Consider the following 25,985-nt stretch of genomic DNA (forward strand, 5'->3'; position numbering starts at 1 on the left):
GGGGGACCGCACTAGCGCAAGTCATTTTTTATGCAATCCCCCGACAATCACCCGCCCGTGGCCGCCCTTGGCATCGGTATCTGGCGTCTTTGTGCCAATTCGGCAGTAACTGCCTTGGCCTTGGACGGGTCCATTTCGGCCATGATCGGAGCAACTCGCTGTTCCTTCATGCGCTCGATGACTTCCAGCAGGATATTCATATCCAGCTGTTCGAAAATCTTCGCCGCTTCCTTCGGCTTCATATTCTCGTAGATCTTGACCAGGGAGCGCATCTTGTTGTCTTCCTGGTCGTTGTACTGGCGCAGCAGGCCTTCGATGGTGTTCTGCAGCGTCTTCATCTCGGCGACCTTGCGGTCGATCTGGTCCTCGGCGGCCTTCAGCAGGGCCTCGCGCTTCTCGATGTCCTTTTCGCGCGCGTCCAGCGTGCCGCGCCGCTCCTGCAGCTTCTGCAGCACGTCCAGCTCGGTCTGGCTCATGCCGGCGCCGGGCTCGGTGCTGACCGGAGTGGCGGCGGCTGGGGCTGGGGCGGTGGCGGGCTGCGGCTGGGCCGGAGTGGCCGGAGTGGCCGGTGGCGTCGCCGCCTTGGGAGTCTGTTGCGCCTGCAATTCGGCCACCGAGAAGGATTCGATCCCCAGGATGCCCTTGAAGATGTCGCCGACCCGAAGCGAGAGCATCAGCACGCCGGCGAAGATCAGCACCGGCAGCACCCGGACGATGGGCGCCTTGGCCTCGGCCTTCGCCGATCTCGACGGACCGGGGGGCTGGACCTTGATGGGGCCGGGAACGGGCTTGCGGGTCTTGGCGGCCATGATGCCTTCCTACCGCATGGACTGGAGCGCGCGCAGCAGCTCGCGCTCGGCTTCGGAACGGTCGTCGCTTTCCGCCTCGGACGCGGCGGCGGCGGCGGCGATGGCGGCGGCCCGGTTGCCGGCCATGCGGGGCGGCGGCATGGTCGGAGCCGAAGCGGCGCCCACCTGGGCGGGCGCGCGCGCGTCGGGGGGCGCCTTGACCCCGTCGGTGCGGGCCGAGCGCACGGCGTTCTCCAGGCGGTTGGCCATGGTGTCGGCGCGCTCGATCATGAAGGCCAGGTCGTCACGCAGGGACTGCGCCTTCTCCACCCGCTCCTGCAGGGTCTGGCCGGATTCCTCGGCCGCCTTCCTGAGCTTGGGGATGGAGGATTCGGCCCGCAGCGTCGCCTCGTTGAAGGCGGCGATGGTCTTGGCCAGATCGTCGCGGTTCTTGCGCAAGCTGGACAGGCGCTGGTTCAGCATCCAGGCATAGCCGATGGTGGCGATCAGCAGCACGGAGACGACGAGGTCGAGAATGACTTTCCAATCCACGGCGCTTCACCCGGACTTGATGGTGGACTCGTCCACCTGAATGGCGATGTGCTGGCCCTTGCGCCCCATGCGGCCGCGGAACATGGCCACCTCGCCGCAGCGCATGTCGATGGGCGAGTCGGCGGTGGCGTTCAGCATGTATTTCGAACCCGGCTTCCAGGCCAGGACCTCGCGCAGGTTCATCACCTGCTCGTCCAGGACGGCCTCCAGCTCCACCTCGGTCAGCCACAGTTCCTCGGCCAGGTGGGTTTCCCAGATGGAGTCGCGGCCGAACTTTTCACCCATGAACATCTGCAGCAGCAGCTCGCGGACGGGTTCCAGGGTGGCGTAGGGCAGCAGCAGTTCCAGGCGGCCGCCGCGGTCTTCCATGTCGATGCGCAGCTTGGCGACGATGGCGGCGTTCGAGGGGCGCGAGATGGTGGCGAAGCGGGGGTTGGTTTCCAGGCGGTCGAAGCGGAAGGTCACCGGCGACAGGGGGTCGAAGGCCGCCGACAGGTCGGACAGCACCACATGGACCATGCGCTCCACCAGATTGCGTTCGATGGTGGTGTAGGGGCGGCCCTCGATGCGCATGGCCGCCGTGCCGCGCCGGCCACCCAGCAGCACGTCGACGATGGAGTAGATCAGCGAGGAATCGACGGTCAGCAGGCCGAAATTGTCCCATTCCTCGGCCTTGAACACCGCCAGCATGGCGGGCAGGGGAATGGAGTTCAGGTAGTCGCCGAAGCGAAGCGAGAGAATGTTGTCCAGCGACACTTCCACGTTGTCCGACGTGAAATTGCGCATGGAGGTGGACATCATGCGGACCAGGCGGTCGAACACCACTTCCAGCATGGGAAGGCGTTCGTAGGAGACCAGGGCGGAATTGAGGATGGCCTGGATGCCCGACTTGTCGCCGGCGCCGCCGATGTCGTCGTCGAAGCCCAGCAGCGAGTCGATTTCGTCCTGGTTGAGGACGCGGGTGGCGTCCTTGGCCACGGCGGCCTGGGTCTCGCCGGTGCTGTCGCCGGCACCCAGCATGGCTTCCCATTCGGCGGCCATGTCGCCGCCGTCGCCGCCGCCGCCGGCATCGCCGCCACCGCCGCCGCCGCCATCGTCACCGGCCATGGCGGCCCATTCCTTCATCAGGGCCTCTTCGTCCTCGGCCCCGCGGGTGGTTCCACCGTCGTCGTTCATCGCCATGTCGGCCTTTCCCGCCGGCCCATCACTGGACCAGCATTTCCTTGAACAAGACGTCGTTGACCTTGACCGGCTTGACCGCCGCGTTGACGCGGGTCAGCAGCTCCTCGCGCAAAAGGTGCATGCCGGAGGCACCCTGCAGATCCTCCACCCTGAGTTCGCGCAGGTAGATCTGGAAGTTGTCGATGATGCGCGGCAGCATCTGCTCGACGCGGGGCTGGTCGGTGACCGCCTCCAGCTCGAGGGCGACGCGCAGCTTCAGGAACGCCTGCTTGCGCCCGGTGGTCTGCAGGTTGACCAGCATCTCGGGCAGGTCCATGAACGACGCCGCCTGCACCGCCTTGGGCGGCGGCGGCGGCGCGGCGGCCTCGGCCGCTGGCGTATCGGCCTTCTTGCCCAGCAGCTTGTCGAGCAGCCCGGAGAAATAGACGCCCGCACCGGCGCCGCCCAACAGCAGGATGGGCAGCACGATGATCAGGATCTTCTTGATCGGCAGTTTTTTGGACGGTGACTCGGATACCTCTTCCGAACCTTCACCTTCCTCGAAATCTTCTTCCAGATCTTCGGCCATGGCCCTCTTCCGCCGCTCGGGGCGCGCGGACCCACCCGGGCCCACACCTGCGCACCTTAAAAACTAGACCTTCGCGGTTAACAGAAGGTTGAGCCGGCGCAAAAGATAGGGATTCGACCCGATCATCGGCGCGCGCTTTTCCCCACCGCGCGGCCACGATAGCAATGCCGGGGGGCGCCCGGCAATAACTGCCCGGCAAGCCCTGCCCCAAACCGGAAGGCGGTCGGGAAGAATGGCGGAATTCCTCGGTTCGTGAACTTGGCACGCGGTCTGCAAGGATGGCGGCGCAAGCAATTGCCACCCAGGATCGAACCATGCAGAACACGTCCTACATCGCTCTCTCCCGCCAGGCCGCCCTGTGGCGCCAGATGGAAGTGGTCGCCAACAACATGGCCAACGCCAACACGCCCGCCTTCAAGGGCGAGCAGATGATGTTCCGCGAGTACCTGATCCCCACCCGGTCGTCCGAGCGGGCCGTGGGCAACAAGCTGTCCTTCGTCCAGGACGTGGGCGTGCTGCGCGACACCCGCGAAGGCCCGCTGACCAAGACCGACAATCCGCTGGATTTCGCGCTGCACGGCGACGGCTACTTCCAGATCGAGACCGAGGCCGGCATGCGCTATGCCAGGAACGGCCATTTCCGCCTGGACCAGACCGGCATGCTGGTCAACACCCAGGGCTTCGCGGTGATGGACGACCGCGACCAGCCGATCATCTTCGCCCCCAACGAGACCCAGATCGAGGTGTCGTCCGACGGCACCATCTCCACCGAGAACGGCCGGGTGGCCCGCATCAAGGTGGTGAAGTTCGAGAATGACCAGCAGATGCGCAAGGCCGGCGACTCGCTCTACGAGACCTCGCAGGATCCCGAGGTGGTCGAACGCCCCCACGTCGCCCAGGGCATGATGGAGGAATCCAACATTCAGCCCGTGATGGAGATGACCCGCATGACCCAGATCCTGCGCGAATACCAGGGCATCCAGAAGATGCTGGATGCCGAGCATGAACGCCAGCTCAAGGCCATCCAGACCCTGGGCACCTCCAAGACCAACTGACCGGTTCAACGAGTAAGGAACTCTCGCCATGCGCTCCCTGAACATCGCCGCGACCGGCATGCTGGCCCAGCAGACCAACGTCGAAGTGATCTCCAACAACATCGCGAACATGAACACCACCGCCTATACCAGGCGGCGGCCCGAGTTCGCGGACCTGCTCTACCAGAACCTGCGCCGCGTCGGTTCCCAGTCCTCGGACACCGGCACCATCGTGCCCACCGGCGTGCAGCTGGGTCTGGGCGTGAAGACCACCGCCGTCTACCGCATCACCGAGCAGGGCAGCGTCCAGAGCACCGACAACACGCTGGACATGGCCATCCAGGGCAAGGGCTACTTCCAGATCAAGCTGCCCTCGGGCGAGACCGCCTACACCCGCGACGGCTCGTTCCAGCTGTCGCCGGAAGGCACCATCGTCACCCACGAGGGCTATCAGGTGATCCCCCAGGTCACCATTCCCTCGGACGCGGTGGGCGTCACCATCGATTCCACCGGCCAGGTGATCGTCAAGCAGGACGGCCAGGTGCAGAGCCAGATCAAGGGCCAGCTGACCCTTGCCACCTTCGCCAACGACGCCGGCCTCGAGGCGCGGGGCAACAACCTGTTCATGGAAACCCCGGCCTCGGGCCAGCCGGTGGTGCAGACCCCGGGCAAGCCCGGCTTCGGCACCATCCTCCAGGGCTTCCTCGAGACCTCCAACGTCAACGTGGTGGCCGAGGTGACCAACCTGATCGGCGCCCAGCGCGCCTACGAAATGAACTCGAAGGTCATCCAGGCCTCCGACGAGATGCTGTCCACCATCAACCAGATGAAGTAGTGAGGCCATCATGATCCGCCGCCTCTGCCTTCGCGCCACCTTCGCCGGGCTGGCCCTGGCCGCCGCCCTCGGGGCCGCCCGCGCCGCCGAGCTGCCGCCCCAGCTCAAGCCCTCCATCGTGCTGACCGGCGACGCCATCACGCTGGGCGACATCTGGGAGAACATCGGCGACAAGGCCTCGACGCCGCTGGCCAACGCGCCGGCGCCCGGCAAGCGGATCACGCTGGAGACCCGCTGGCTGGCGGCCGTCGCCCAGTCCTACGGCATCGACTGGCGCCCCTCCTCGCCCTTCGAGCGCGCGGTGGCCGAGCGTGCCGGCCAAAGCGTCGACATCCGCACCATCGAGACCGAACTGCGCGAGGCCCTGGCCCTGGAGGGCGCCCCCAGGAACGCCAGCATCGAGATCAGCAACCGTCAGCATCTGCACATCGTCATTCCCGCCAACGCCAATCCCACCGTGGCCATCAAGGACCTGGCCTACGACCCGCGCATGAACCGCTTCCAGGCGATCGTCGAATCGCCGGCCGGCGCCCCCAATTCCGTGCGCTTCAAGGTCAACGGCAACGTCTTCGCCTCGGCCCGCATTCCGGTGCTGGCCCATCCCATGGGCCGCGGCGAGGTGATCTCCGAGGCCGACATCCAGTGGGTGGACGTGCGCGAGGAGGTGGTGCGGCGCGACATCGTCACCAATCCCCGCATGCTGATCGGCCAGGAGCCGCGCTACCAGCTGCGGGCCGGCACCCCGGTGCGGACCACCGAGGTGCAAAAGCCGGTGGTGGTCGGCAAGAACAGCGCGGTGACCATCGTGCTGCGCTCGCGGTTCATGACGCTGACGGCCCAGGGCCGCGCCGCCGAGGACGGCAGCGTCGGCGACGTGATCCGCGTCACCAATGTCCAGAGCAAGCAGACCGTCGACGCCAAGGTCGAAGGCCCCGGCCAGGTGTCGGTGATGCCCGGCGGCCTGCGCAACCTCGCCCAGAACTGAGCCGAATTCGGAGAGATAGATCATGTCCACCACCTCCTCGTCCCGGACCAGCGGCCGCAAGGTCTTTCGCGCTCTGGCCATCGTGGTCGCCCTGTCCGAACTGTCGGCCTGCAACTTCCTGACCCGCATGTCGGAAGTGGGCTCCGGCCCCCAGACCTCGCCCATCCAGAATCCCACGCAGAAGTCGGGCTACCAGCCGGTCAGCATGCCCATGCCCCAGCCCTCGGCCCCGCCGCAGAACGCCAATTCCCTGTGGCGTCCCGGCGCCCGGGCCTTCTTCAAGGACCAGCGCGCCAAGGACGTGGGCGACATCCTGACCGTCGCGGTGTCCATCGCCGACAGCGCGACGCTCACCACCGGGCTGACCAACTCGCGCACCGGCTCGGAAAAGGCCGGCTCGGGCACCACCGGCTCGCCCATCTCGGCGCTGGGCTTCGAAGGGCAACTGCAGAAGATCCTTCCCAACATCAACCTAGCCAGCCTGGCCGATCTTTCCTCCACCTCGGCGGTGACCAATTCGGGCAACACCACCCGGACGGAAAGCATCACCATGAGCATGGCGGCGGTGATCACCCAGGTGCTGCCCAACGGCAATCTGGTGATTTCCGGCCGCCAGGAATTCCGGGTGAACTACGAAATGCGCGAACTGTCCATCCAGGGCATCATCCGCCCCGAGGACATCAGCTCGTCCAACTCGGTCAGCTCGGAAAAGATTGCCGAGGCCCGCGTCTATTACGGCGGCCGCGGCATGGTCAGCGACCTCACCCAGCCGCGCTACGGCCAGCAGATCTTCGACATCATCTTCCCGTTCTGATCGGAGCGGCATTCATGAAGGCCCGCCGGAGAAACCTCCGGCGGGCCGTTCGGCATTTTTTGCCGGGCGGGGGGGATGCGGGCGGGACGCCCGCGCTCCGAACACCCCTCCCTCGGTGGAGTGTGGGCGTCCCACCCGCAATCCGAACACCCCTCCCTCGGTGGAGTGTGGGCGTCCCACCCGCAATCCGAACACCCCTCCCTCGGTGGAGTGTGGGCGTCCCACCCGCAATCCGAACACCCCTCCCTCGGTGGAGTGTGGGCGTCTCACCCGCAATCCGAACACCCCTCCCTTGGTGGAGCGCGGGCGTCTCGCCCGCACTTTCAAACGAAAGAGGGCGGAGCCTTGCGGCTCCGCCCCTTGTCCGTTCGGCCCTTGGGAAGGGCCTACTTCTTCTTGCCCTCGGCCAGGGGCAGGGCGATGTAGCGCAACTGCTGGGGGTTCTCCACCCGCAGCAGCAGCGACTTGGTACCCGCCTTGCGGCCCTCCTCGATCAGCTTGCCGAGATCGGAGGGCGAGCGCACCGGCTTGTGGTCGGCCTCGATGATCAGGTCGCCGGGGCGCATGCCCTTCTCGGCGGCCGGGCTGTCGGGCTTGACCTCGGTGACGATGATGCCCTTGGCCTCGTCGTCCAGGCCGAAGCGTTCACGCAGCGCCGGCGTGAGCGACGACACGGTCAGGCCGGCGCCGGGAATGGTCAGCACGCCGTCCTTGCCCGCCTGGGGCTTGGCCTGCTCGGGCTTGCCCTTGACCTGCTGCTCGGCCGGATCCTCGGGCATCTCGCCGACGGCGGCGGTGATGGTCTGGCGCTTGCCGTCGCGCCAGATGACCACGTCCACCTTCTTGCCGATGGGGGTCGAGGCCACGTAGCGGGGCAGGCGGCGCATCTCGGTGATGTCCTTGCCGTCGAACTTCAGCACCACGTCGCCGTCCTTGAGGCCGGCCTTGACGCCGGGGCCGTTGGGATCGACCTTGGCCACCAGGGCGCCTTTCTGGTCGGGCAGGCCGATGTTCTCGGCCATGTCGGCGTCCAGGGACTGGATGCGGATACCCAGCCAGCCGCGCCGCACCTTGCCGAACTTCCGAAGGTCGTCCAGCACCGGCACCGCCAGCGAGGCCGGCACGGCGAAGCCGATGCCGATGGAGCCCCCTGACGGCGAAATGATCGCCGAGTTGATGCCGATCACCTCGCCCCGGATGTTGAACATGGGGCCGCCGGAATTGCCGCGGTTGATGGCGGCGTCGGTCTGCAGGAAGTCGTCATAGGGGCCGGCGTTGATGTCGCGGGCCCGGGCCGAGACGATGCCCGCCGTGACGGTGCCGCCGAAGCCGAAGGGGTTGCCGATGGCCAGCACCCAGTCGCCCACGCGGGCCTCGTCGGAATTGCCGAAGGGGACGGGGGTGAGCGGCTTCTTGCCGGGATCGATCTTCAGGAGCGCCAGATCCACCTTGGGGTCGCGGCCCACCAGGGTGGCCTGGAACACCGTGTCGTCGTGCAGCTTGACGCTGATCTCGTCGGCGTCGGCGATGACGTGGTTGTTGGTGACGATGTAGCCGGCGGCGTCGATGATGAAGCCCGATCCCAGCGAGGTGGCCTTGCGCGACGGCGCGTCCGGGCGCGCGCCCTGCTGGCGCTCCATGAATTCCTTGAAGAATTCCTCGAGCGGCGAGCCGGGGGGGAATTGCGGCATTTCGGGGCCGCCCTGGGTGCCCTTCAGCGTCTGGGTGGTCGAGATGTTGACCACGCTGGGCAGCAGCCGCTCGGCCAGGTTGGCGAAGCTGTCGGGCGGGGCGCCGGCGGAGGCCGGTCCGGGCAGCAGCAGGGTGATCACCGCCAGGGCGCCCAGCAGCAGGCGGGCGGGGCGGAAGGAATTGTCACGTCTTGCGATGAACACGGAAGTCAGTCCTCCGGACGGTCTGCCCCTCCCAGGGGGCAACGGGATTATCGTCTCAAAGCACGCCGCGCGCCAGCCACACGCCGCCCAGGCCGAGAAGGGCCATGAACAGCCCGATGCCGCGCAGCAGATCGGGCGGCATGACCAGAACCTGGGCCATCATGCGCTTCATGGCCTCGGGGAAGGCCGCCCAGGCGAGGCCCTCGATGACGAGGACCAGCGCCAGGGCGGTCATCAGGTCGGTCATTGACCCCGGCGGCCCGGACCGGCGCCGAACGCCTTCAGGAATTCGTTGTCCGGCGACAGCACCAGGGTGGTGCTGCCGTCGCCCAACGCCGCCCGATAGGCCTGCAGCGAGCGGTACAGGGTAAAGAACTGCGGGTCCTTGCCGAACGCCTCGGCGAAGATGCGGTTGGCCTCGGCATCGCCCTGGCCGCGTTCGATCTGGGCCTGGCGCTGCGCCTCGGCCAGCAGCACGGTGCGTTCGCGGTCGGCGCGGGCGCGGATCTGCTGGCTCCACTCGTAGCCCTGGGCGCGGGCTTCCTTGGCCTGGCGCTCGCGCTCGGACTTCATGCGGTCGTAGATGGCCTGGCTGGTCTCGTCGGGCAGGTCGGCGCGGCGCAGCCGCACGTCCACCACCTGGATGCCCAGTTCGCGCAAGGAGCGCTCGGCCACTTCCTGCTGGATCTGCTCCATGATGCGGGCGCGCTCGTCGGACAGGATCGAGGGCAGCATCACCTGGCCCATCACCCGGCGCATGGCCGACGAGACGATCTGGGTCATCTGGGCGCGGGCCTGCACCTCGGTGCGCACCGCCTGATAGAACTTCAGCGGGTCGGCGATGCGGTAGCGGGTGAAGGTATCGACCACGATGCGCTTCTGGTCGCCCAGGATGACCTGCTCGTCGGGCGGGTCGAGGGCGAGCAGGCGGATGTCGTAGCGCACCACGTCCTCGATGAACGGGAGTTTGACGTGCAGTCCGGGCTCCTTGATGGTGGCGCGGTGGGCGCCGAAGCGCAGGACCAGGGCCTGCTCGGCCTGGTTGACGATGAACAGCGACGAGCCGGCCAGCACCAGGAGGATGGCGGCGGCGACGGCGGAAAAGACCAGGGAGCGGCTCATTTGGCGCCTCCCGCCTGCTGTTGCTTCTTCAGTTCGGGCAGCGGCAGATAGGGCACCAGTCCCTTGGCCGAGGGATCGATGACCACCTTGGTGGCTCCCTTCAGGATTTCCTCCATGGTTTCGATGTAGAGGCGCCTTGCGGTGACGTCCTCCGCCTGCTTGTAGGAATTGTAAAGGGCGGTGAAGCGCTTGGCGTCGCCCTGGGCTAGGTTGACCACCTGCTCGCGGTAGGCCTGGGCCTCCTGGGTGAGGCGCTCGGCCTCGCCGCGCGCCCGGGGGATGATGTCGTTGCGGTAGGCTTCCGCCTCGTTGCGGGCGCGTTCCTGGTCGGCGCGGGCGCGCTGCACGTCGTTGAAGGCGTCGATGACCGCGCTGGGCGGATCGACCTTCTGCAGCTGGACCTGCTGGATGTGGATGCCGGCGCCATAGGAATCCAGCAGCCGCTGCAATTCCTCCTGGGTCTGGATGGCGATCAGCTCGCGCTTGTCGGACAGCGCCGCCTGGATGGGGTTGCGGCCGATCACCTCGCGCAGCGCGCTTTCGGCGGCCACCTTGACGGTCAGCTCGGGATCGCGGACCGCGAACAGGAACTTGCCGGCGTCCTTGATGCGCCAGAACACGGCGGCTTCCGCCTCGACGATGTTCTCGTCGCCGGTCAGCATGCGGCTCTCGTCGGTGGCGCGGCCGCCGCCCCGCAGGTCGGCGCCGACGCGCGAGCCCAGCAGCAGCTGGTTGACCTTGGTCACCTTGGGCAGCAGCACCGTCTCGATCGGGTAGGGCAGGCGGTAGTGCAGCCCCGGCTCGGTGGTGTCCACCCACTTGCCGAAGCGCATCACCACGCCCTGCTCGTCGGGGCTGACCTTGTAGATGCCGGAAAAGCCCCAGGCCGCCACCGCCAGCGCCGCCAGGGCCGCGATGCCCCGCATGCCGTTGGCGCCGCCGGTGCCGCCCGGCATGGCGCGGCGCAGCTTTTCCTGGCCCTTGCGGATGAAATCCTCGAGATCGGGGCCGCCGCCGAAGCCGCCGCCGTTCCCGCCGCCGCCCGGGCGGTTGCCGCCACCATTGCCCCAGGGGCCGCCGCCGCCGCCGCCGCCCCAAGGGCCGCCGCCGCCGCCACGAGGATTCCAAGCCATGAGGTTTCCCTTCGTTCAAGTCCCAACATTCATGGGGAACATAGGGCAGGATTCCGCCTTGCGCAACGCGACGCCATTCACATTACCGGTTTTCAATATAGGATGGCGGCGGGAATCGGCTTTGCAAACCGGGCCGAGGCCCCTATATGAGGAGATGCTTGTGCGCTTTGCCGGCGCATAACCAACTAATTTGGTGTGTCTTTACAGCGAAGAGGGCAGCATGGCCGAGGTCACCGAACAGCAGATCATCCAGGCGCTGAGCCGGGTCATCGATCCCGACCGCAAGGCGGACATCGTCAGTCTCGGCATGGTGTCGGGCCTGGCGGTGAAGAACGGCCACGTGGCCTTCGCCATCGAAGTCGATCCCCAGCGCGGTCCCCATCTCGAACCCCTGCGCAAGGCGGCCGAGAAGGCGGTGCATGATCTGCCGGGCGTGGTGTCGGTGTCGGCGGTGCTGACCGCCGAGCGCAACACCCAGGGCGGCCCCAAGGGGGCTCCCCAGGGCGGGCACGGCCATGGTCATCAGGCGGAAAAGCCGCTGCTGCCCCACGTCAAGGCCATCGTCGCCGTGGCGTCCGGCAAGGGCGGCGTGGGCAAGTCCACCACGGCGACCAACATCGCCATGGCGCTGTCGCGCATGGGCCTCAAGGTCGGGCTGTTCGACGCCGACATCTTCGGGCCTTCCATGCCGCGCATGCTGGGCATCACCGGCGAGCCGGTCAGCCCCGACGGCCAGACCATGATGCCCATGGAGAATTACGGGGTGAAGTGCATGTCCATGGGCTTCCTGGTGCCCGAGGACTCGCCGATCATCTGGCGCGGCCCCATGGTGATGGGCGCGCTGGAGCAGCTGCTGCGCGACGTCCACTGGGGCGAGCTGGACGTGATGATCATCGACATGCCGCCCGGCACCGGCGACACCCAGCTGACCATGACCCAGCGCGTGCCGCTGACCGGCGCGGTGATCGTGTCGACGCCGCAGGACATCGCGCTGCTCGACGCCACCAAGGGCCTCAACATGTTCCGCAAGGTGGACGTGCCGGTGTTGGGCATCATCGAGAACATGAGCTATTACATCTGCCCCAAATGCGGCGACGAGGCCCACATCTTCGGCCATGGCGGCGCCAAGGCCGAGGCCGCCCGCCTGTCCGCCGACTTCCTGGGCGAGGTGCCCTTGGACATCGCCATCCGCCAGACGGCGGACGCCGGCGAGCCCATCGTCATCTCCAAGCCCAACTCGCCCCACGCCAAGGCCTACATGGAAATCGCCGGCAAGATCTGGGATAAGGTCCAGGTCCTGCAGGGCAGCCGCAAGGGCCCCCGGATCGTGATGGAGTAAGCCGGTGCGGGCGGGACGCCCGCGCTCCAGGGAGTAGGGGAGTATGCGGGCGGGACGCCCGCGCTCCCAGGAGTAGGGAGAAGCGGGCGGGACGCCCGCGCTCCACGAGGTATCGGAGCGCGGGCGTCCCGCCCGCCCCTCATCCCCCCGTTCCGGCCGACGGCACGCGGGGGTGGGCGAGGTCGGTCATCACGCCCGGGCCGTTGACCAGGGAGAAGCCGGCCCGAATCGCCTCGGTGATCAGCGGGCGGCGGCGGATGCCCCAGACATAGCAGGCCATGCCCGATGCGTGGGCGGCGTCGCGGAAGCGCTCCAGGCGGGCCAGCAGTTCCATGTCGCCGGTCTTTTCCTCCGGCGTCAGCTGGGCGAGATCGATGCCGATGGCCTTCACCCCCTTCAGGGCCTTGACCATGCCCGGCGCCGACAGGGGCAGGCGGACCATGATGGGGCAGTCCAGCTTTTCCAGCGGCTGGAACAGGCGTCCGACCACATGGGGCGGGACGGCGGGCGACAGGCCGAAGATTTCGATCTTCAGGTGCTTGCGCAGGGCCTGGGGCGGGCAGCTTTCGAAGGGAATGCGGATGCAGTCGCGCCAGCGCGGCGCCAGGCTCATCCAGTGGAAGGGCACGGTCAGCCCCACCTTGAGGCGGGCATAGAACAGGTCCTTCAGCTCGTAGGCCGCCTGGGTGGCGACGAAGCGGTCCATGGTCAGCGATTCGATGGGGGCGGCGCCGGCATAGGCGTAGGCGCCTTCCAGCGGCGGCGCCCCTTCCTTGTCGACCCGGATGACCTTGGCGTGGAAGGCGCCCACCGCCCGCTTGGTGGCCACCCAGGTGGGGGTCCACACCAGGGTCAGACTCGATTCCGGCGACAGGTGGTGGTCCGAGGCCAGGCCGGCCTCGGCCTGACGCTCCAGCTGCTCCTCCAGCCAGTCGGCGCCCTTGCCTTCGCGGGCCGCGACGGTCATCACCTCGCGCGGGGCGTCGGCGCCGTGCAGGGCGGTGCCCTCGACCCGCATCACCTCGCGCGGGGCGTCCGCGCCGTCGAGGGGGTGGCCTTCCACCCTGAGGACCCGCATGTCCCGCTTCTTCGGCTCCTCCATCACCCATTTGGGCACGGTGGATTCATCGATGCGATAGGGCTCGTCGCCGCCGCTGACGGCATAGGCCCCGCCCTTGACCGCCGGAGGGGCCAGCTTCGCCGCCTCCTCGGGCGGCAGCATGGCCGCCAGGGTGGCGCGGTGGGGGGCGGACAGGCCGGACTGGACGGGCAGGGCGGCCCCGGCCTGGGCGACGGCCTTGCGGATGGCCTCGTGGTCGAGGGTGCCGTCCTTGGCCACCGCGTCCCTGGCCGCCATGTTGGCGGCCACCACCTGGGGGCGGCGGCCGTTGATCATGGCGTCGCCGAACAGATAGGTGGAGAGGTCGGCGGCGATGGAGGCCACCCGCGCCCGGGTCTCCTGGCGCGACGCCGCCGGCATGGACAGACAGGCGATCTCGGCGTCCAGGCGGGTGATGACGTCCTTGGACAGGTCCACGTGGCGGCGGATGATGGCGTCGCCCGCCACCTCCAGCAGGCCGCTGAGCTTGCCCCATTTGGAGCCCACCGCCTGGCGGAAATCGGAAAGCGAGAAGACGTGCAGCCGGTGGTCCTGGCCCTTGGCGCCGCCGGTGGCGTCGAGCAGGGCGCGGGCGAAGGCGTCGGGATCGAGGAAGCCGGTCTGGGGACGCGAGGGCGGGGCGGCGCGCGGCCTCCCTTTGGCGGCCGGGTCGGCCTGCCCGCCCGGCGCTGGCCTGAACCGTTGCTTGATGGCGGCCCAAAGGCTCGCAAGGACCATGGTGCTATCCCCAAACCCCTAAGTAGAATTCCATAAGTGGAGATGGCCTGTCCAGTCGGGGGCTTCAACCCCGCCGGGCTCCGGGTGGCGCTGGCTCCTTTGGGGACAATATGATATGGCAGGAACCCGGCGGGCGCTCCAATCGGGGGCGCCCCGGTCTTTGTGGAGAGGATGGCATGCGTTCGCTTCTTGCCGCGTCGGTGCTGGCGCTGTTGCTCGTGTCCGGCCTGGCGGCGTCCGCCGGAGCGCAGGAGGCGGGACCGGAGGCGGTGATCCGCACCTTCAGCGCCCGCCTGCTGGACAGCATGAAGGGCGGCGCCAAGCTGGGCTACAAGGGCCGCGCCGAAAAGATGCGCCCGGCGGTGACCGAGGCCTACGACATGCCCGCCATGACCCGCGGCACCCTGGGCACCGCCTTCAACAAGCTGACGCCGGAAGAGGCGGCCAGGCTGGCCGAGGCCTATACCGCCTTCTCGGTGGGCACCTATGCCGCCCAGTTCAACGAGTGGAACGGCGAGCGCTTCGACGTGGGCGACCATCGCCCGTCGGCCGGCGGCACGGTGATCGTTCCCTCGTGGCTGGTGCCCAAGAGCGGCGATCCCACCCAGATCGACTACGTCATGCGCCAGGAGCAGGGCCAGTGGCGCATCATCGACGTGCTGTTCGAGGGCACGGTCAGCCAGGTGGCGGTGCGCCGCTCGGAATTCGGCTCCATCTTCCGCGCCAAGGGCTTTTCCGGGCTGATCGAGACCATCGAGAAGCAGACGGCCGGCCTGGACAAGTAGACGGGAGCTGTCGCGTGGCTGTCATCCCGACGACCATCGGGAGGAGGGAACTCCGCTTGTTCGGCTGTTTCCGGTTTGGTTCCGGCACGCCAGGACGAGATCCCTCGCCTGCGCTCGGGATGACATGGAGGGAGAACCTGTGATTACCGTTTGGCAGGGGCTGTCCCTGGCCCTGATCGCCCTGACCGTGGCCGGCTGTCTGTTCCAGGTGGCCTCGGCCCTGCTGGTCCACCGCTTCCAGCGGGCGCCCAAGCCCGCCGCCGCCATCCGGCCGCCCATCACGGTGATGAAGCCCCTGTGCGGCGCCGAGCCCGGCATGGCGGAGAACCTGGACTCCTGCCTGCGCCAGGACTATCCCCGGTTCCAGATGGTGTTCGGCGTGGCCGATCCCGCCGATCCGGCCCTGGCGGTGGTGGACGGCCTGCCCCGCGACCTGGCCGGCGTGGAGATCGACGCGGTGGCCGATGCCACCCGCCACGGCCTCAACCTCAAGGTCGGCAATCTCCTGAATATGTGGTCCAAGGTCCGGCACGACCTGATCGCCATCGCCGACAGCGACATCCGCGTCGGTCCCCATTACCTGGACGATCTGGCCGCGCCCTTCGCCGACCCCAAGGTGGGCGTGGTGACCTGTCTTTACGTGGGGCGCCCGGTGTCCGGCCCGTGGAGCGCATTGGGCGCCATGGGCATCAATCACGGTTTCCTGCCCGGCGCCGTGCTGGCCCGCGCCATCGGCCGCAAGGACGGCTGCTTCGGCGCCACCATGGCGGTGCGCCGCTCCGTGCTGGAGAAGGGCGGCGGGCTGCGGGCCTTGTCGATGGTCCTGGCCGACGACTGGGTGCTGGGCAAGATGGCCCGCGATCAGGGGCTGGACATCGCGCTGGCGGCCCGGCCGGTGGACATCACCGTGCACGAGCCCGATCTGAAAACTTTGCTCGATCACGAGATTCGTTGGGGTCGGACCATTGCGGCGGTGGACCGGGCTTCCCACATGGCGTCGGTGATCACCCAGCCGGTGGCGCTGGCCCTGCTGGCGGTTCTGGCGGGTTGGGCGTGGCTTCCGTCCCTGGCGGCGCTGGGGCTGGCGGCTCTGTGCCGGCTGTGGGCGGTGCGGGTCGAGGAGCGGGCGCTGGGGCTTGGCCGCAGCGGTCTGGGGCTTCTGGCTCTGAGGGAAATTCTGTCGTTCGTCGTCTATGTTGTCGCATGTAGCGGACGGACTGTGGTATGGCGTGGCCGGCGATTCGCCGTCCGTGCCGACGGCACACTTGATCAGGTTGAAGGCTCTTAAGACATGAAGAAGTCTCTTTTCCTCAATCCGCCCTCCTTCGAAGGTTACGACGGCGGCGCCGGTGCCCGTTTCCAGGCGAAGCGCGAGATCAAGTCCAACTGGTATCCCACCTGGCTGGCCCAGCCGGCCGCCATGGTGCCGGACTCCAAGCTGGTGGACGCGCCGGCCTCGGGCAAGACCCTGGACGATTGCCTGAAGCTGGCCAAGGATTACGAGCTGCTGGTGATCTACGCCAGCGCCGCCACCTACGCCTCCGAGTGCAAGGTGGCCGAGGCGTTCAAGGCCGCCAATCCCGACATCATGATCGGCATGGTCGGCGCCCACGTGGCGACGGTGCCCGAGCAGGCCCTGATGGCGTCCGAGGCGGTGGACTTCGTGGCGCGGCACGAATTCGACTACACCATCGTCGAGGTGGCCGAGGGCAAGCCTTTCGCCGAGATCGACGGCCTGACCTTCCGGGGCGAGGACGGCAAGCCGGTCCACACCAAGGACCGCGCCCTGATCCACGACATGGACGCCCTGCCCTATGTGGGGCCGGTCTACCGCCGCGACCTCAACCCCGAGGATTACTTCATCGGCTATATCCGCCATCCCTACATGGCGTTCTACACCGGGCGCGGCTGCAAGTCGAAGTGCAGCTTCTGCCTGTGGCCGCAGACCATCGGCGGCCGCGTCTACCGGGCGCGCAGCGCGCGTAGCGTCATCGAGGAAGTGAAGCTGGCCCGCCAGATGTTCCCCGAGGTGAAGGAGTTCTTCTTCGACGACGACACCTTCACCGACGACCTGGAGCGGGTCGAGGAGATCGCCCGCGGCATCGGCCATCTGGGCGTGCCGTGGTCGTGCAACGCCAAGGCCAACATTCCGCGCAAGACCCTGGAAGTGCTGAAGGCCAACGGCCTGCGGGTGCTGGTGGTCGGCTACGAATCCGGCGTGCAGGAAATCCTGAACAACATCAGGAAGGGCCTGCGCCTCGACATCATCAAGCGCTTCTCCAAGGATTGCCACGAGCTGGGCATCGTGCTGCACGGCACCTTCATCCTGGGCCTGCCGGGCGAGACCAAGGAAACCATCCGGCAGACCCTGGAATTCGCCAAGGAAGTCAATCCGCGCACCCTGCAGGTCTCCATGGCGGCGCCCTATCCCGGCACCGAGCTGTACGAGCAGGCCATCGCCAACGGCTGGTTCAACAAGGACAAGGACCTGCTGATGAAGGAGACCGGTGGCGGCGGCTATCAGGTGGCGGCTCTCAGCTACCCCGACCTCACCAGCGAGGAGATCTTCAAGGGCGTGGCCGACTTCTACAAGGCCTTCTACTTCCGCCCCGCCAAGATCGGCGAGATCGTCTGGGAGATGCTGCAGGACTGGGACATGATGAAGCGCCGCCTGCGCGAAGGCGTCGAGTTCTTCCAGTTCCTCAGGACCCGCGACAAGCCCATGGAGTGCTGATCGCTTTCCAAAGGTAGCGTCATGGCCGGGCTTGACCCGGCCATCCACGCTGTTGTCGCGAGACAGTTGCGCTCGCATAATACAGGTCATGCAAGGCGGGTGGGTCTACATCCTGACGAATCGCCCCAATGGCACGCTCTATATTGGCGTGACCAGCGATCTGGCGCGTCGGGCATGGGAGCACCGCGAAGGGGTGGCCGATGGCTTCACCAAGCGCTACGGTCTGAAGCGACTGGTCTATGCCGAGCGCCACGAGGACATTCGAAGCGCCATTCAGCGTGAGAAAAATCTTAAGCACTGGCCCAGGACGTGGAAGGTCAGGCTGATTTTGGCCGACAATCCCAATTGGGAAGATCTGTATGAGCGGCTGGCATAGCAGCGTTATTGCCCCGGTTTTCGTCATGCCCGGACTTGTTCCGGGCATCCACGCGGCTCCACGTGGATGGCCGGGTCGAGCCCGGCCATGACGATTCAAGGTGCGAATAGGGTTGAGCTTCAGCCCCCCTTTTTCATGCGCAGCTTATCCCAGTAGTCCAGGCGCTTCCTGATCTCGCGCTCGAAGCCGCGTTCCACCGGGCGATAGAAGCGGGTGCGTTCCATGCCGTCGGGGAAGTAGTTCTGGCCCGAGAAGCCGTCCGGGTCGTCGTGGTCGTACTGGTAGCCCTTGGAATAGCCCAGGTCCTTCATCATCCTGGTCGGCGCGTTGAGGATGTGGGCGGGGGGCATCAGCGAGCCGGTGGTCTTGGCCGCCTTCCTGGCCGCCTTGTAGGCCATGTAGGCGGCGTTGGACTTGGGCGCCGTGCCGAGATAGATCACCAGCTGGGCCAGGGCCAGCTCGCCCTCGGGCGATCCCAGGCGCTCGTAGACGTCCCAGGCGGCGACGGCCTGGGTGACGGCTTGCGGGTCGGCCAGCCCGATATCCTCCACCGCGAAACGGGTCAGGCGGCGGGCGATGAACAGCGGGTCCTCGCCGCCTTTCAGCATGCGGGCCATCCAGTAGAGCGCCGCGTCGGTGTCCGAGCCGCGCAAGCTCTTGTGCAGCGCGCTGATCAGGTTGTAATGGCCCTCGCGGTCCTTGTCGTAGGCCGGGGCGCGGCGCTGCACCGCATTGGCCAGTCCGGCGGGATCGAGCACCGGTTCGGCCGGCAGCGCGGCCAGATCCTCGGCCAGATTGAGCAGGTAGCGGCCATCGCCGTCGGCCATGGCGCGCAGGGCGGCGCGGGCGTCGGCATCCAGCGGCAGGGGGCGGCCCAGCACGCTTTCCGCCCTTTCCAGCAGCAGATCGAGGGCGGCGTCGTCCAGGCGGTGCAGCACCAGCACCTGACAGCGTGACAGCAGCGCCCCGTTCAGCTCGAAGGACGGGTTCTCGGTGGTGGCGCCCACCAGCACCACCGTGCCGTTTTCCACGAAAGGAAGGAAGCCGTCCTGCTGCGCCCGGTTGAAGCGATGGATCTCATCGACGAACAGCAAGGTCGACCGACCGGTCTGTTTTCGCTTTTCCGCCGCATCGAACACCTTGCGCAGGTCGGCGACGCCGGAGAACACCGCCGAGAGGGGCTCGAAATGCATGCCGACCCGTTCGGCCAGCAGGCGGGCGATGGTGGTCTTGCCGCAGCCGGGCGGCCCCCACAGGATCACCGAGGCCAGGCGCCCCGCCGCCAGCATGCGTCCCAGCGGCGCGGTGGGGGCGAGCAGATGGGTCTGCCCCACCACCTCATCCAGGCCGGCCGGGCGCAACTGCTCGGCCAGGGGGCGGTCGGCGGGGTTGTCGAACAGCGAACTCATCCGCCGACGACCAGACTCATCACCTCGCCGTTGCGCTTGATGGTGATCGCCCAGCGGGGCGCCTCGACGCCCAGCAGCTTGCGGGCGTCGGCGACGCTGGCCACCGGCCGTTCGTTGATCTTCAGCAGCATGTCGCCGGGCTGCAGCCCCAGGCGGCCGGCCACCGAGCCACGGCGGATGCCGAAGATCATCACGCCGGACAGGCCGGAATTGATGCCGATCTCCTCGGCCAGCGCCGGGTTGAGGTTGACCAGGGTGGCGCCGGCGAAGGGATTGCGGCCCGAAATCTCGGTCTTGTCGCGCGGCGGATTCTCGGGGGGCGCCACCAGCCGGACGGTGATGGTCTTCTCCGTCCCGCCCCGCAGCACGGTAAGGCGCGCGTCGCCGCCGATGGGCAGGGTGGCGAGGCGGAAGCGCATGCCTTCGGGGTCGTCCACCTCGCGGCCTTCCACCGCCACGATGACGTCGCCGTCCATCAGCCCGGCGCGGGCGGCGGGCGAATCGCCATGGATGTGGTTGATCAGCACGCCGATGGGGCGCGGCAGCTTCAGGGCCTGGGCCAGATCGGAGGTCACCGCCTGCCCGCTCGCACCCAGCCAGGGCCGCACCACCTTGCCGCCCTTGGCGATGGAGGCCGCCACCTGACGCACCAGGGCGGTGGGGATGGCGAAGCCGATGCCGTTGGAGCCGCCGTCCTTGGAATAGATGGCGGTGTTGATGCCGATCAGCCGTCCCTGCAGGTCCACCAGGGCGCCCCCGGAATTGCCGGGATTGATGGCGGCGTCGGTCTGGATGAAGCTCTGGACGTCCGAGACGCCCACATTGGTGCGCGCCAGGGCCGAGACGATGCCCTGGGTCACCGTCTGGCCGGGACACCGGGCGCCCCACGTAAGACAGGTCACCACGCCCACCTTGGGCTCGGCGAAGGGCGCGGCCAGATCGTCCAGGTAATGGGGACCGACGCGGATGTCGCTGTCGGCGATGGCGATCAGGTCGTGCCGGACCTTGGACCACATATTCAGGAGATTGCCGACCTTGAGGTTGAGGCCGTGGCGGGTGGCATCGGCCACCGCGTCGATCTCCACGCCGGCCAGGTCGCGGGGCAGGCCGTCCACCACCGCCAGGGCCGGATCGGCGGATCGGCACGTCGAACACCATCTGGAACCGGGGATAGTCCTGGCGCAGCAGCAGTTCGGTGTTCTCCGCCATGCCGGGCTCGGCGCCGCACAGGGGCTTCATCACCGTGATGGGCGGCCGGATGGCGGCGGCGGGCTTGGGCGCCCGCTGGAAGCGGTGGACCAGCAGGGCCGAGGCCACCTGGAAGATACAGCCGGCCACTGGTCAGGGCGATCAGGGCCAGGGACAGCCCCTGCCAAACGGTAATCACAGGCCTTCCTCCAGGGTCATCCCGAGCGCAGGCGAGGGATCTCGTCCTGGCGTGCCGGAACCAAACCGGAAACAGCCGAACAAGCGGAGTTCCCTCCTCCCGATGGTCGTCGGGATGACAGCCACGCGACAGCTCCCGTCTACTTGTCCAGGCCGGCCGTCTGCTTCTCGATGGTCTCGATCAGCCCGGCAAGCCCTTGGCGCGGAAGATGAGCCGAATTCCGAGCGGCGCACCGCCACCTGGCTGACCGTGCCCTCGAACAGCACGTCGATGATGCGCCACTGGCCCTGCTCCTGGCGCATGACGTAGTCGATCTGGGGTGGATCGCCGCTCTTGGGCACCAGCCACGAGGGAACGATCACCGTGCCGCTGGCTGACGGGCGATGGGCGCCCACGTCGAAGCGCTCGCCGTTCCACTCGTTGAACTGGCGGCATAGGCGCCCACGAGAAGGCGGTATAGGCCTCGGCCAGCCTGGCCGCCTCTTCCGGCGTCAGCTTGTTGAAGGCGGTGCCCAGGGTGCCGCGGGTCATGGCGGGCATGTCGTAGGCCTCGGTCACCGCCGGGCGCATCTTTTCGGCGCGGCCCTTGTAGCCCAGCTTGGCGCCGCCCTTCATGCTGTCCAGCAGGCGGGCGCTGAAGGTGCGGATCACCGCCTCCGGTCGCTCCCTCCCCGCGCTCCGGCGGACGCCGCCAGGCCGGACACGAGCAACAGCGCCAGCACCGACGCGGCAAGAAGCGCACGCATGCCATCCTCTCCACAAAGACCGGGGCGCCCCCGATTGGAGCGCCCGCCGGGTTCCTGCCATATCATATTGTCCCCAAAGGAGCCAGCGCCACCCGGAGCCCGGCGGGGTTGAAGCCCCCGACTGGACAGGCCATCTCCACTTATGGAATTCTACTTAGGGGTTTGGGGATAGCACCATGGTCCTTGCGAGCCTTTGGGCCGCCATCAAGACGGTTCAGGCCAGCGCCGGGCGGGCAGGCCTACCGGCTGCCAAAGCTAGGCCGCGCGCCGCCCCGCCCTCGCGTCCCCAGACCGGCTTCCTCGATCCCGACGCCTTCGCCCGCGCCCTGCTCGACGCCACCGGCGGCGCCAGGGGCGAGGACCACCGGCTGCACGTCTTCTCGCTTTCCGATTTCCGCCAGGCGGTGGGCTCCTCGAAATGGGGCAAGCTCAGCGGCCTGCTGGAGGTGGCGGGCGACGCCATCATCCGCCGCCACGTGGACCTGTCCAAGGACGACGATCACCCGCCTGGACGCCGAGATCGCCTGTCTGTCCATGCCGGCGGCGTCGCGCCAGGAGACCCGGGCGCGGGTGGCCTCCATCGCCGCCGACCTCTCCACCTATCTGTTCGGCGACGCCATGATCAACGGCCGCCGCCCCCAGGTGGTGGCCGCCAACATGGCGGCCAGGGACGCGGTGGCCAAGGACGGCACCCTCGACCACGAGGCCATCCGCAAGGCCGTCGCCCAGGCCGGGGCCGCCCTGCCCGTCCAGTTGGCTGGTCCGCCCTCCACCGCGCCACCCTGGCGGCCATGCTGCCGCCCGAGGAGGCGGCGAAGCCGGGCCCCTCCGGCGGTCAAGGGCGGGGCCTATGCCGTCAGCGGCGGCGACGAGCCCTATCGCATCGATGAATCCACCGTGCCCAAATGGGTGATGGAGGAGCCGAAGAAGCGGGACATGCGGGTCCTCAGGGTGGAAGGCCACCCCCTCGACGGCGCGGACGCCCCGCGCGAGGTGATGCGGGTCGAGGGCACCGCCCTGCACGGCGCCGACGCCCCGCGCGAGGTGATGACCGTCGCGGCCCGCGAAGGCAAGGGCGCCGACTGGCTGGAGGAGCAGCTGGAGCGTCACGCCGAGGCCGGCCTGGCCTCGGACCACCACCTGTCGCCGGAATCGAGTCTGACCCTGGTGTGGACCCCCACCTGGGTGGCCACCAAGCCGGCGGTGGGCGCCTTCCACGCCAAGGTCATCCGGGTCGACAAGGAAGGGGCGCCGCCGCTGGAAAGCGCCTACGCCGTCGCCCTGGCGCCGCCCCCATCGAATCGCTGACCATGGACCGCTTCGTCGCCACCCAGGCGGCCTACGAGCTGAAGGACCTGTTCTATGCCCGCCTCAAGGTGGGGCTGACCGTGCCCTTCCATTGGATGAGCCTGGCGCCGCGCTGGCGCGACTGCATCCGCATTCCCTTCGAAAGCTGCCCGCCCCAGGCCCTGCGCAAGCACCTGAAGATCGAAATCTTCGGCCTGTCGCCCGCCGTCCCGCCCCATGTGGTCGGACGCCTGTTCCAGCCGCTGGAAAAGCTCGGACTGCCCCATCATGGTCCGCCTGCCCCTGTCGGCGCCGGGCATGGTCAAGGCCCTGAAGGGGGTGAAGGCCATCGGCATCGATCTCGCCCAGCTGACGCCGGAGGAAAAGACCGGCGACATGGAACTGCTGGCCCGCCTGGAGCGCTTCCGCGACGCCGCCCACGCATCGGGCATGGCCTGCTATGTCTGGGGCATCCGCCGCCGCCCGCTGATCACCGAGGCGATTCGGGCCGGCTTCTCCCTGGTCAACGGCCCGGGCGTGATGACCGACCTCGCCCACCCCCGCGTGCCGTCGGCCGGAACGGGGGGATGAGGGGCGGGCGGGACGCCCGCGCTCCGATACCTCGTGGAGCGCGGGGTGTCCCGCCCGCTTCTCCCTACTCCTGGGGAGCGTGGTGTCCTCCTGCCTGCATACTCCCCTACTCCCTGGAGCGCGGGCGCTCCGCCGGCACCGGCTTACTCCATCACGATCCGGGGGCCCTTGTGGCTGCCCTGCAGGACCTGGACCTTATCCCTAGATCTTGCCGGCGATTTCCATGTAGGCCTTGGCGTGGGGCGAGTTGGGCTTGGAGATGACGATGGGCTCGCCGGCGTCCGCCGTCTGGCGGATGGCGATGTCCAAGGGCACCTCGCCCGCCGAGGAAGTCGGCGGACAGGCGGGCGGCCTCGGCCTTGGCGCCGCCATGGCCGAAGATGTGGGCCTCGTCGCCGCATTTGGGGCAGATGTAATAGCTCATGTTCTCGATGATGCCCATACGGCACGTCCACCTTGCGGAACATGTTGAGGCCCTTGGTGGCGTCGAGCAGCGCGATGTCGGCGTCGACACGATCACCGCGCCGGTCAGCGGCACGCGCTGGGTCATGGTCAGCTGGGTGTCGCCGGTGCCGGGCGGCATGTCGATGATCATCACGTCCAGCTCGCCCCAGTGGACGTCGCGCAGCAGCTGCTCCAGCGCGCCCATCACCATGGGGCCGCGCCAGATGATCGGCGAGTCCAGGGGCACCAGGAAGCCCATGGACATGCACTTCACCCCGTAATTCTCCATGGGCATCATGGTCTGGCCGTCGGGGCTGACCGGCTCGCCGGTGATGCCCAGCATGCGCGGCATGGAAGGCCCGAAGATGTCGGCGTCGAACAGCCCGACCTTGAGGCCCATGCGCGACAGCGCCATGGCGATGTTGGTCGCCGTGGTGGACTCGCCCACGCCGCCCTTGCCGGACGCCACGGCGACGATGGCCTTGACGTGGGGCAGCAGCGGCTTTTCCGCCTGATGACCATGGCCGTGCCCGCCCTGGGGAGCCCCCTTCGGGCCGCCCTGGGTGTTGCGCTGGGCGGTCAGCACCGCCGACACCGACACCACGCCCGGCAGATCATGCACCGCCTCCTCGGCCGCCTTGCGCAGGGGTTCGAGATGGGGACCGCGCTGGGGATCGACTTCGATGGCGAAGGCCACGTGGCCGTTCTTCACCGCCGAGGCCCGACACCATGCCGAGACTGACGATGTCCGCCTTGCGGTCGGGATCGATGACCCGGCTCAGCGCCTGGATGATCTGCTGTTCGGTGACCTCGGCCATGCTGCCCTCTTCAGTTCGGGCAGCGGCAGATAGGGCACCAGTCCCTTGGCCGAGGGATCGATGACCACCTTGCCCCCTTCCTTCCAGGATTTCCTCCATGGTTTCGATGTAGAGGCGCCTTGCGGTGACGTCCTCCGCCTCGCTTGTAGGAATTGTAAAGGGCGGGTGAAGCGCTTGGCGTCGCCCTGGGCTAGGTTGACCACCTGCTCGCGGTAGCGCCTGGGCCTCCTGGGCGAGGGGTGCTCGGCCTCGCCGCGCGCCCGGGGGATGATGTCGTTGCGGTAGGCTTCCGCCTCGTTGCGGGCGCGTTCCTGGTCGGCGCGGGCGCGCTGCACGTCGTTGAAGGCGTCGATGACCGCGCTGGGCGGATCGACCTTCTGCAGCTGGACCTGCTGGATGTGGATGCCGGCGCCATAGGAATCCAGCAGCCGCTGCAATTCCTCCTGGGTCTGGATGGCGATCAGCTCGCGCTTGTCGGACAGCGCCGCCTGGATGGGGTTGCGGCCGATCACCTCGCGCAGCGCGCTTTCGGCGGCCACCTTGACGGTCAGCTCGGGATCGCGGACCGCGAACAGGAACTTGCCGGCGTCCTCGCATGGGCCAGAACACGGCGGCTTCCGCCTCGACGATGTTCTCGTCGCCGGTCAGCATGCGGCTCTCGTCGGTGGCGCGGCCGCCGCCCCGCAGGTCGGCGCCGACGCGCGAGCCCAGCAGCAGCTGGTTGACCTTGGTCACCTTGGGCAGCAGCACCGTCTCGATCGGGTAGGGCAGGCGGTAGTGCAGCCCCGGCTCGGTGGTGTCCACCCACTTGCCGAAGCGCATCACCACGCCCTGCTCGTCGGGGCTGACCTTGTACATGCCGGAAAAGCCCCAGGCCGCCACCGCCAGCGCCGCCAGGGCCGCGATGCCCCGCATGCCGTTGGCGCCGCCGGTGCCGCCCGGCATGGCGCGGCGAGCCCTTCCTGGCCCTTGCGGATGAAATCCTCGAGATCGGGGCCGCCGCCGAAGCCGCCGCCGTTCCCGCCGCCGCCCGGGCGGTTGCCGCCACCATTGCCCCAGGGGCCGCCGCCGCCGCCGCCGCCCCAAGGGCCGCCGCCGCCGCCACGAGGATTCCAAGCCATGAGGTTTCCCTTCGTTCAAGTCCCAACATTCATGGGGAACATAGGCAGGATTCCGCCTTGCGCAAAACGCGACGCCATTCACATTACCGGTTTTCAATATAGGATGGCGGCGGGAATCGGCTTTGAAACCGGGCCGAGGCCCCATATGAGGAGATGCTTGTGCGCTTTGCCGGCGCATAACCAACTAATTTGGTGTGTCTTTA

At 68.0% G+C, this 25,985-nt stretch carries 27 protein-coding genes and 2 pseudogenes; 12 read left to right on the top strand and 17 right to left on the bottom strand.

All coding sequences use genetic code 11. The features are described from left to right. Positions 1-47 precede the first annotated feature (47 nt). Genes ACV4UZ_RS04720 through ACV4UZ_RS04735 form a run of 4 tightly spaced genes read right to left on the bottom strand, consistent with a single transcriptional unit; the run spans position 48 to position 3,090 of the window. The gene (locus ACV4UZ_RS04720) at positions 48-809 is read right to left on the bottom strand and encodes a MotE family protein (protein WP_491599763.1); all 762 of its coding nucleotides are present in this window, start codon (positions 807-809) and stop codon (positions 48-50) included. A gap of 9 nt (positions 810-818) precedes the next feature. Beyond that, positions 819-1,340: a DUF6468 domain-containing protein gene (locus ACV4UZ_RS04725; RefSeq protein WP_491599764.1), complete on the bottom strand. Its 522-nt coding sequence runs from the start codon at positions 1,338-1,340 to the stop codon at positions 819-821. Between the two features lie 6 nt (positions 1,341-1,346). Then, the gene (fliM, locus tag ACV4UZ_RS04730; RefSeq protein WP_491599765.1) at positions 1,347-2,522 is read right to left on the bottom strand and encodes a flagellar motor switch protein FliM; all 1,176 of its coding nucleotides are present in this window, start codon (positions 2,520-2,522) and stop codon (positions 1,347-1,349) included. 22 nt (positions 2,523-2,544) lie between these two features. Then, complete coding sequence (locus ACV4UZ_RS04735) at positions 2,545-3,090, bottom strand: flagellar basal body-associated FliL family protein (RefSeq protein WP_491599766.1); 546 nt, start codon at positions 3,088-3,090, stop codon at positions 2,545-2,547. A 314-nt stretch (positions 3,091-3,404) separates the two neighbouring features. Between ACV4UZ_RS04735 and flgF the strand changes: the two genes are divergently transcribed. From flgF to flgH, 4 genes are read left to right on the top strand one after another with little or no spacing between them, the layout of a single operon-like run. After that, positions 3,405-4,145 (top strand): flagellar basal-body rod protein FlgF, encoded by a 741-nt coding sequence (gene flgF, locus ACV4UZ_RS04740; protein ID WP_491599767.1) that lies wholly within the window; start codon positions 3,405-3,407, stop codon positions 4,143-4,145. Positions 4,146-4,173: 28 nt separating this feature from the next. Then, the gene (flgG, locus tag ACV4UZ_RS04745; protein WP_068436643.1) at positions 4,174-4,959 is read left to right on the top strand and encodes a flagellar basal-body rod protein FlgG; all 786 of its coding nucleotides are present in this window, start codon (positions 4,174-4,176) and stop codon (positions 4,957-4,959) included. Positions 4,960-4,969: 10 nt separating this feature from the next. Continuing rightward, positions 4,970-5,944, top strand: coding sequence for a flagellar basal body P-ring formation chaperone FlgA (flgA, locus tag ACV4UZ_RS04750; RefSeq protein WP_491599768.1), 975 nt, complete (start codon positions 4,970-4,972; stop codon positions 5,942-5,944). Between the two features lie 22 nt (positions 5,945-5,966). Continuing rightward, positions 5,967-6,758: a flagellar basal body L-ring protein FlgH gene (gene flgH, locus ACV4UZ_RS04755; protein WP_491599769.1), complete on the top strand. Its 792-nt coding sequence runs from the start codon at positions 5,967-5,969 to the stop codon at positions 6,756-6,758. Between the two features lie 386 nt (positions 6,759-7,144). Here flgH and ACV4UZ_RS04760 read toward each other — a convergent pair whose 3' ends face one another. From ACV4UZ_RS04760 to hflK, 4 genes are read right to left on the bottom strand one after another with little or no spacing between them, the layout of a single operon-like run. After that, positions 7,145-8,653 carry a DegQ family serine endoprotease gene (locus ACV4UZ_RS04760; RefSeq protein ID WP_491599770.1) on the bottom strand — a complete coding sequence of 503 codons (1,509 nt, stop codon included), beginning with the start codon at positions 8,651-8,653 and terminating at the stop codon, positions 7,145-7,147. 55 nt (positions 8,654-8,708) lie between these two features. After that, positions 8,709-8,900: a DUF2065 domain-containing protein gene (locus ACV4UZ_RS04765; protein ID WP_491599771.1), complete on the bottom strand. Its 192-nt coding sequence runs from the start codon at positions 8,898-8,900 to the stop codon at positions 8,709-8,711. After that, positions 8,897-9,775 (bottom strand): protease modulator HflC, encoded by an 879-nt coding sequence (gene hflC / locus ACV4UZ_RS04770; RefSeq protein WP_491599772.1) that lies wholly within the window; start codon positions 9,773-9,775, stop codon positions 8,897-8,899. The genes ACV4UZ_RS04765 and hflC overlap by 4 nt, the downstream gene beginning before the upstream one ends. Beyond that, the gene (hflK, locus tag ACV4UZ_RS04775; protein WP_491599773.1) at positions 9,772-10,908 is read right to left on the bottom strand and encodes an FtsH protease activity modulator HflK; all 1,137 of its coding nucleotides are present in this window, start codon (positions 10,906-10,908) and stop codon (positions 9,772-9,774) included. Before hflK ends, hflC begins: the two co-directional genes overlap by 4 nt. A 220-nt stretch (positions 10,909-11,128) precedes the next feature. On the opposite strand from hflK, the gene ACV4UZ_RS04780 reads away from it, so the two are divergent. Beyond that, entirely contained in the window at positions 11,129-12,247 is a 1,119-nt protein-coding gene (locus tag ACV4UZ_RS04780) for an Mrp/NBP35 family ATP-binding protein (protein ID WP_491599774.1), read from the top strand. Positions 12,248-12,386: 139 nt separating this feature from the next. On the opposite strand, the gene ACV4UZ_RS04785 is transcribed toward ACV4UZ_RS04780, so the two are convergent. Next, positions 12,387-14,084 carry a hypothetical protein gene (locus ACV4UZ_RS04785; RefSeq protein ID WP_491599775.1) on the bottom strand — a complete coding sequence of 566 codons (1,698 nt, stop codon included), beginning with the start codon at positions 14,082-14,084 and terminating at the stop codon, positions 12,387-12,389. Positions 14,085-14,260: 176 nt separating this feature from the next. Here ACV4UZ_RS04785 and ACV4UZ_RS04790 point away from each other — a divergent pair, with 176 nt between their 5' ends. From ACV4UZ_RS04790 to ACV4UZ_RS04805, 4 genes are all read left to right on the top strand, one after another. Then, positions 14,261-14,869, top strand: a complete 609-nt coding sequence (locus tag ACV4UZ_RS04790) for an HpnM family protein (RefSeq protein ID WP_491599776.1) — start codon at positions 14,261-14,263, stop codon at positions 14,867-14,869. 139 nt (positions 14,870-15,008) lie between these two features. After that, complete coding sequence (gene hpnI / locus ACV4UZ_RS04795; protein ID WP_491599777.1) at positions 15,009-16,157, top strand: bacteriohopanetetrol glucosamine biosynthesis glycosyltransferase HpnI; 1,149 nt, start codon at positions 15,009-15,011, stop codon at positions 16,155-16,157. 3 nt (positions 16,158-16,160) lie between these two features. Further along, the gene (gene hpnJ, locus ACV4UZ_RS04800) at positions 16,161-17,603 is read left to right on the top strand and encodes a hopanoid biosynthesis associated radical SAM protein HpnJ (protein WP_491599778.1); all 1,443 of its coding nucleotides are present in this window, start codon (positions 16,161-16,163) and stop codon (positions 17,601-17,603) included. 88 nt (positions 17,604-17,691) lie between these two features. Beyond that, positions 17,692-17,979 carry a GIY-YIG nuclease family protein gene (locus ACV4UZ_RS04805; protein ID WP_491599779.1) on the top strand — a complete coding sequence of 96 codons (288 nt, stop codon included), beginning with the start codon at positions 17,692-17,694 and terminating at the stop codon, positions 17,977-17,979. Positions 17,980-18,098: 119 nt separating this feature from the next. On the opposite strand, the gene ACV4UZ_RS04810 is transcribed toward ACV4UZ_RS04805, so the two are convergent. The 5 genes and pseudogenes from ACV4UZ_RS04810 to ACV4UZ_RS04830 all read right to left on the bottom strand — a co-directional run bounded on the left by ACV4UZ_RS04810 (position 18,099) and on the right by ACV4UZ_RS04830 (position 22,011). Then, positions 18,099-19,388 carry a replication-associated recombination protein A gene (locus ACV4UZ_RS04810; protein WP_491599793.1) on the bottom strand — a complete coding sequence of 430 codons (1,290 nt, stop codon included), beginning with the start codon at positions 19,386-19,388 and terminating at the stop codon, positions 18,099-18,101. Next, positions 19,385-20,503: a PDZ domain-containing protein gene (locus ACV4UZ_RS04815; RefSeq protein ID WP_491599780.1), complete on the bottom strand. Its 1,119-nt coding sequence runs from the start codon at positions 20,501-20,503 to the stop codon at positions 19,385-19,387. The genes ACV4UZ_RS04810 and ACV4UZ_RS04815 overlap by 4 nt, the downstream gene beginning before the upstream one ends. Before the next feature lie 88 nt (positions 20,504-20,591). Further along, positions 20,592-20,726, bottom strand: a pseudogene (locus ACV4UZ_RS04820) (glycosyltransferase); the annotation flags it as partial. A gap of 45 nt (positions 20,727-20,771) precedes the next feature. Further along, positions 20,772-21,170 (bottom strand): ABC transporter substrate-binding protein, encoded by a 399-nt coding sequence (locus tag ACV4UZ_RS04825; RefSeq protein ID WP_491599781.1) that lies wholly within the window; start codon positions 21,168-21,170, stop codon positions 20,772-20,774. Positions 21,171-21,735: 565 nt separating this feature from the next. Continuing rightward, positions 21,736-22,011 (bottom strand): hypothetical protein, encoded by a 276-nt coding sequence (locus ACV4UZ_RS04830; RefSeq protein WP_491599782.1) that lies wholly within the window; start codon positions 22,009-22,011, stop codon positions 21,736-21,738. A 44-nt stretch (positions 22,012-22,055) separates the two neighbouring features. Here ACV4UZ_RS04830 and ACV4UZ_RS04835 point away from each other — a divergent pair, with 44 nt between their 5' ends. Both ACV4UZ_RS04835 and ACV4UZ_RS04840 read left to right on the top strand, forming a co-directional pair. Next, positions 22,056-22,829 carry a hypothetical protein gene (locus tag ACV4UZ_RS04835; protein WP_491599783.1) on the top strand — a complete coding sequence of 258 codons (774 nt, stop codon included), beginning with the start codon at positions 22,056-22,058 and terminating at the stop codon, positions 22,827-22,829. 267 nt (positions 22,830-23,096) lie between these two features. Beyond that, on the top strand, positions 23,097-23,399 hold the full coding sequence (locus ACV4UZ_RS04840; protein WP_491599784.1) for a hypothetical protein: 303 nt from the start codon (positions 23,097-23,099) through the stop codon (positions 23,397-23,399). Positions 23,400-23,550: 151 nt separating this feature from the next. Here ACV4UZ_RS04840 and ACV4UZ_RS04845 read toward each other — a convergent pair whose 3' ends face one another. The 3 genes and pseudogenes from ACV4UZ_RS04845 to ACV4UZ_RS04855 all read right to left on the bottom strand — a co-directional run. Beyond that, positions 23,551-24,540 carry an Mrp/NBP35 family ATP-binding protein gene (locus tag ACV4UZ_RS04845; protein ID WP_491599785.1) on the bottom strand — a complete coding sequence of 330 codons (990 nt, stop codon included), beginning with the start codon at positions 24,538-24,540 and terminating at the stop codon, positions 23,551-23,553. 81 nt (positions 24,541-24,621) lie between these two features. Further along, positions 24,622-25,200, bottom strand: a complete 579-nt coding sequence (locus ACV4UZ_RS04850) for an SPFH domain-containing protein (protein WP_491599786.1) — start codon at positions 25,198-25,200, stop codon at positions 24,622-24,624. A gap of 121 nt (positions 25,201-25,321) precedes the next feature. Next, positions 25,322-25,519 (bottom strand): annotated as a pseudogene (locus tag ACV4UZ_RS04855) (SPFH domain-containing protein); the annotation flags it as partial. Between ACV4UZ_RS04855 and ACV4UZ_RS04860 the strand changes: the two are divergent. After that, positions 25,458-25,640: a hypothetical protein gene (locus tag ACV4UZ_RS04860; protein ID WP_491599787.1), complete on the top strand. Its 183-nt coding sequence runs from the start codon at positions 25,458-25,460 to the stop codon at positions 25,638-25,640. The pseudogene ACV4UZ_RS04855 and the gene ACV4UZ_RS04860 sit on opposite strands and share 62 nt — an antisense overlap. Positions 25,641-25,985: the final 345 nt, after the last annotated feature.

Source organism: Paramagnetospirillum sp. (genome assembly GCF_058402745.1).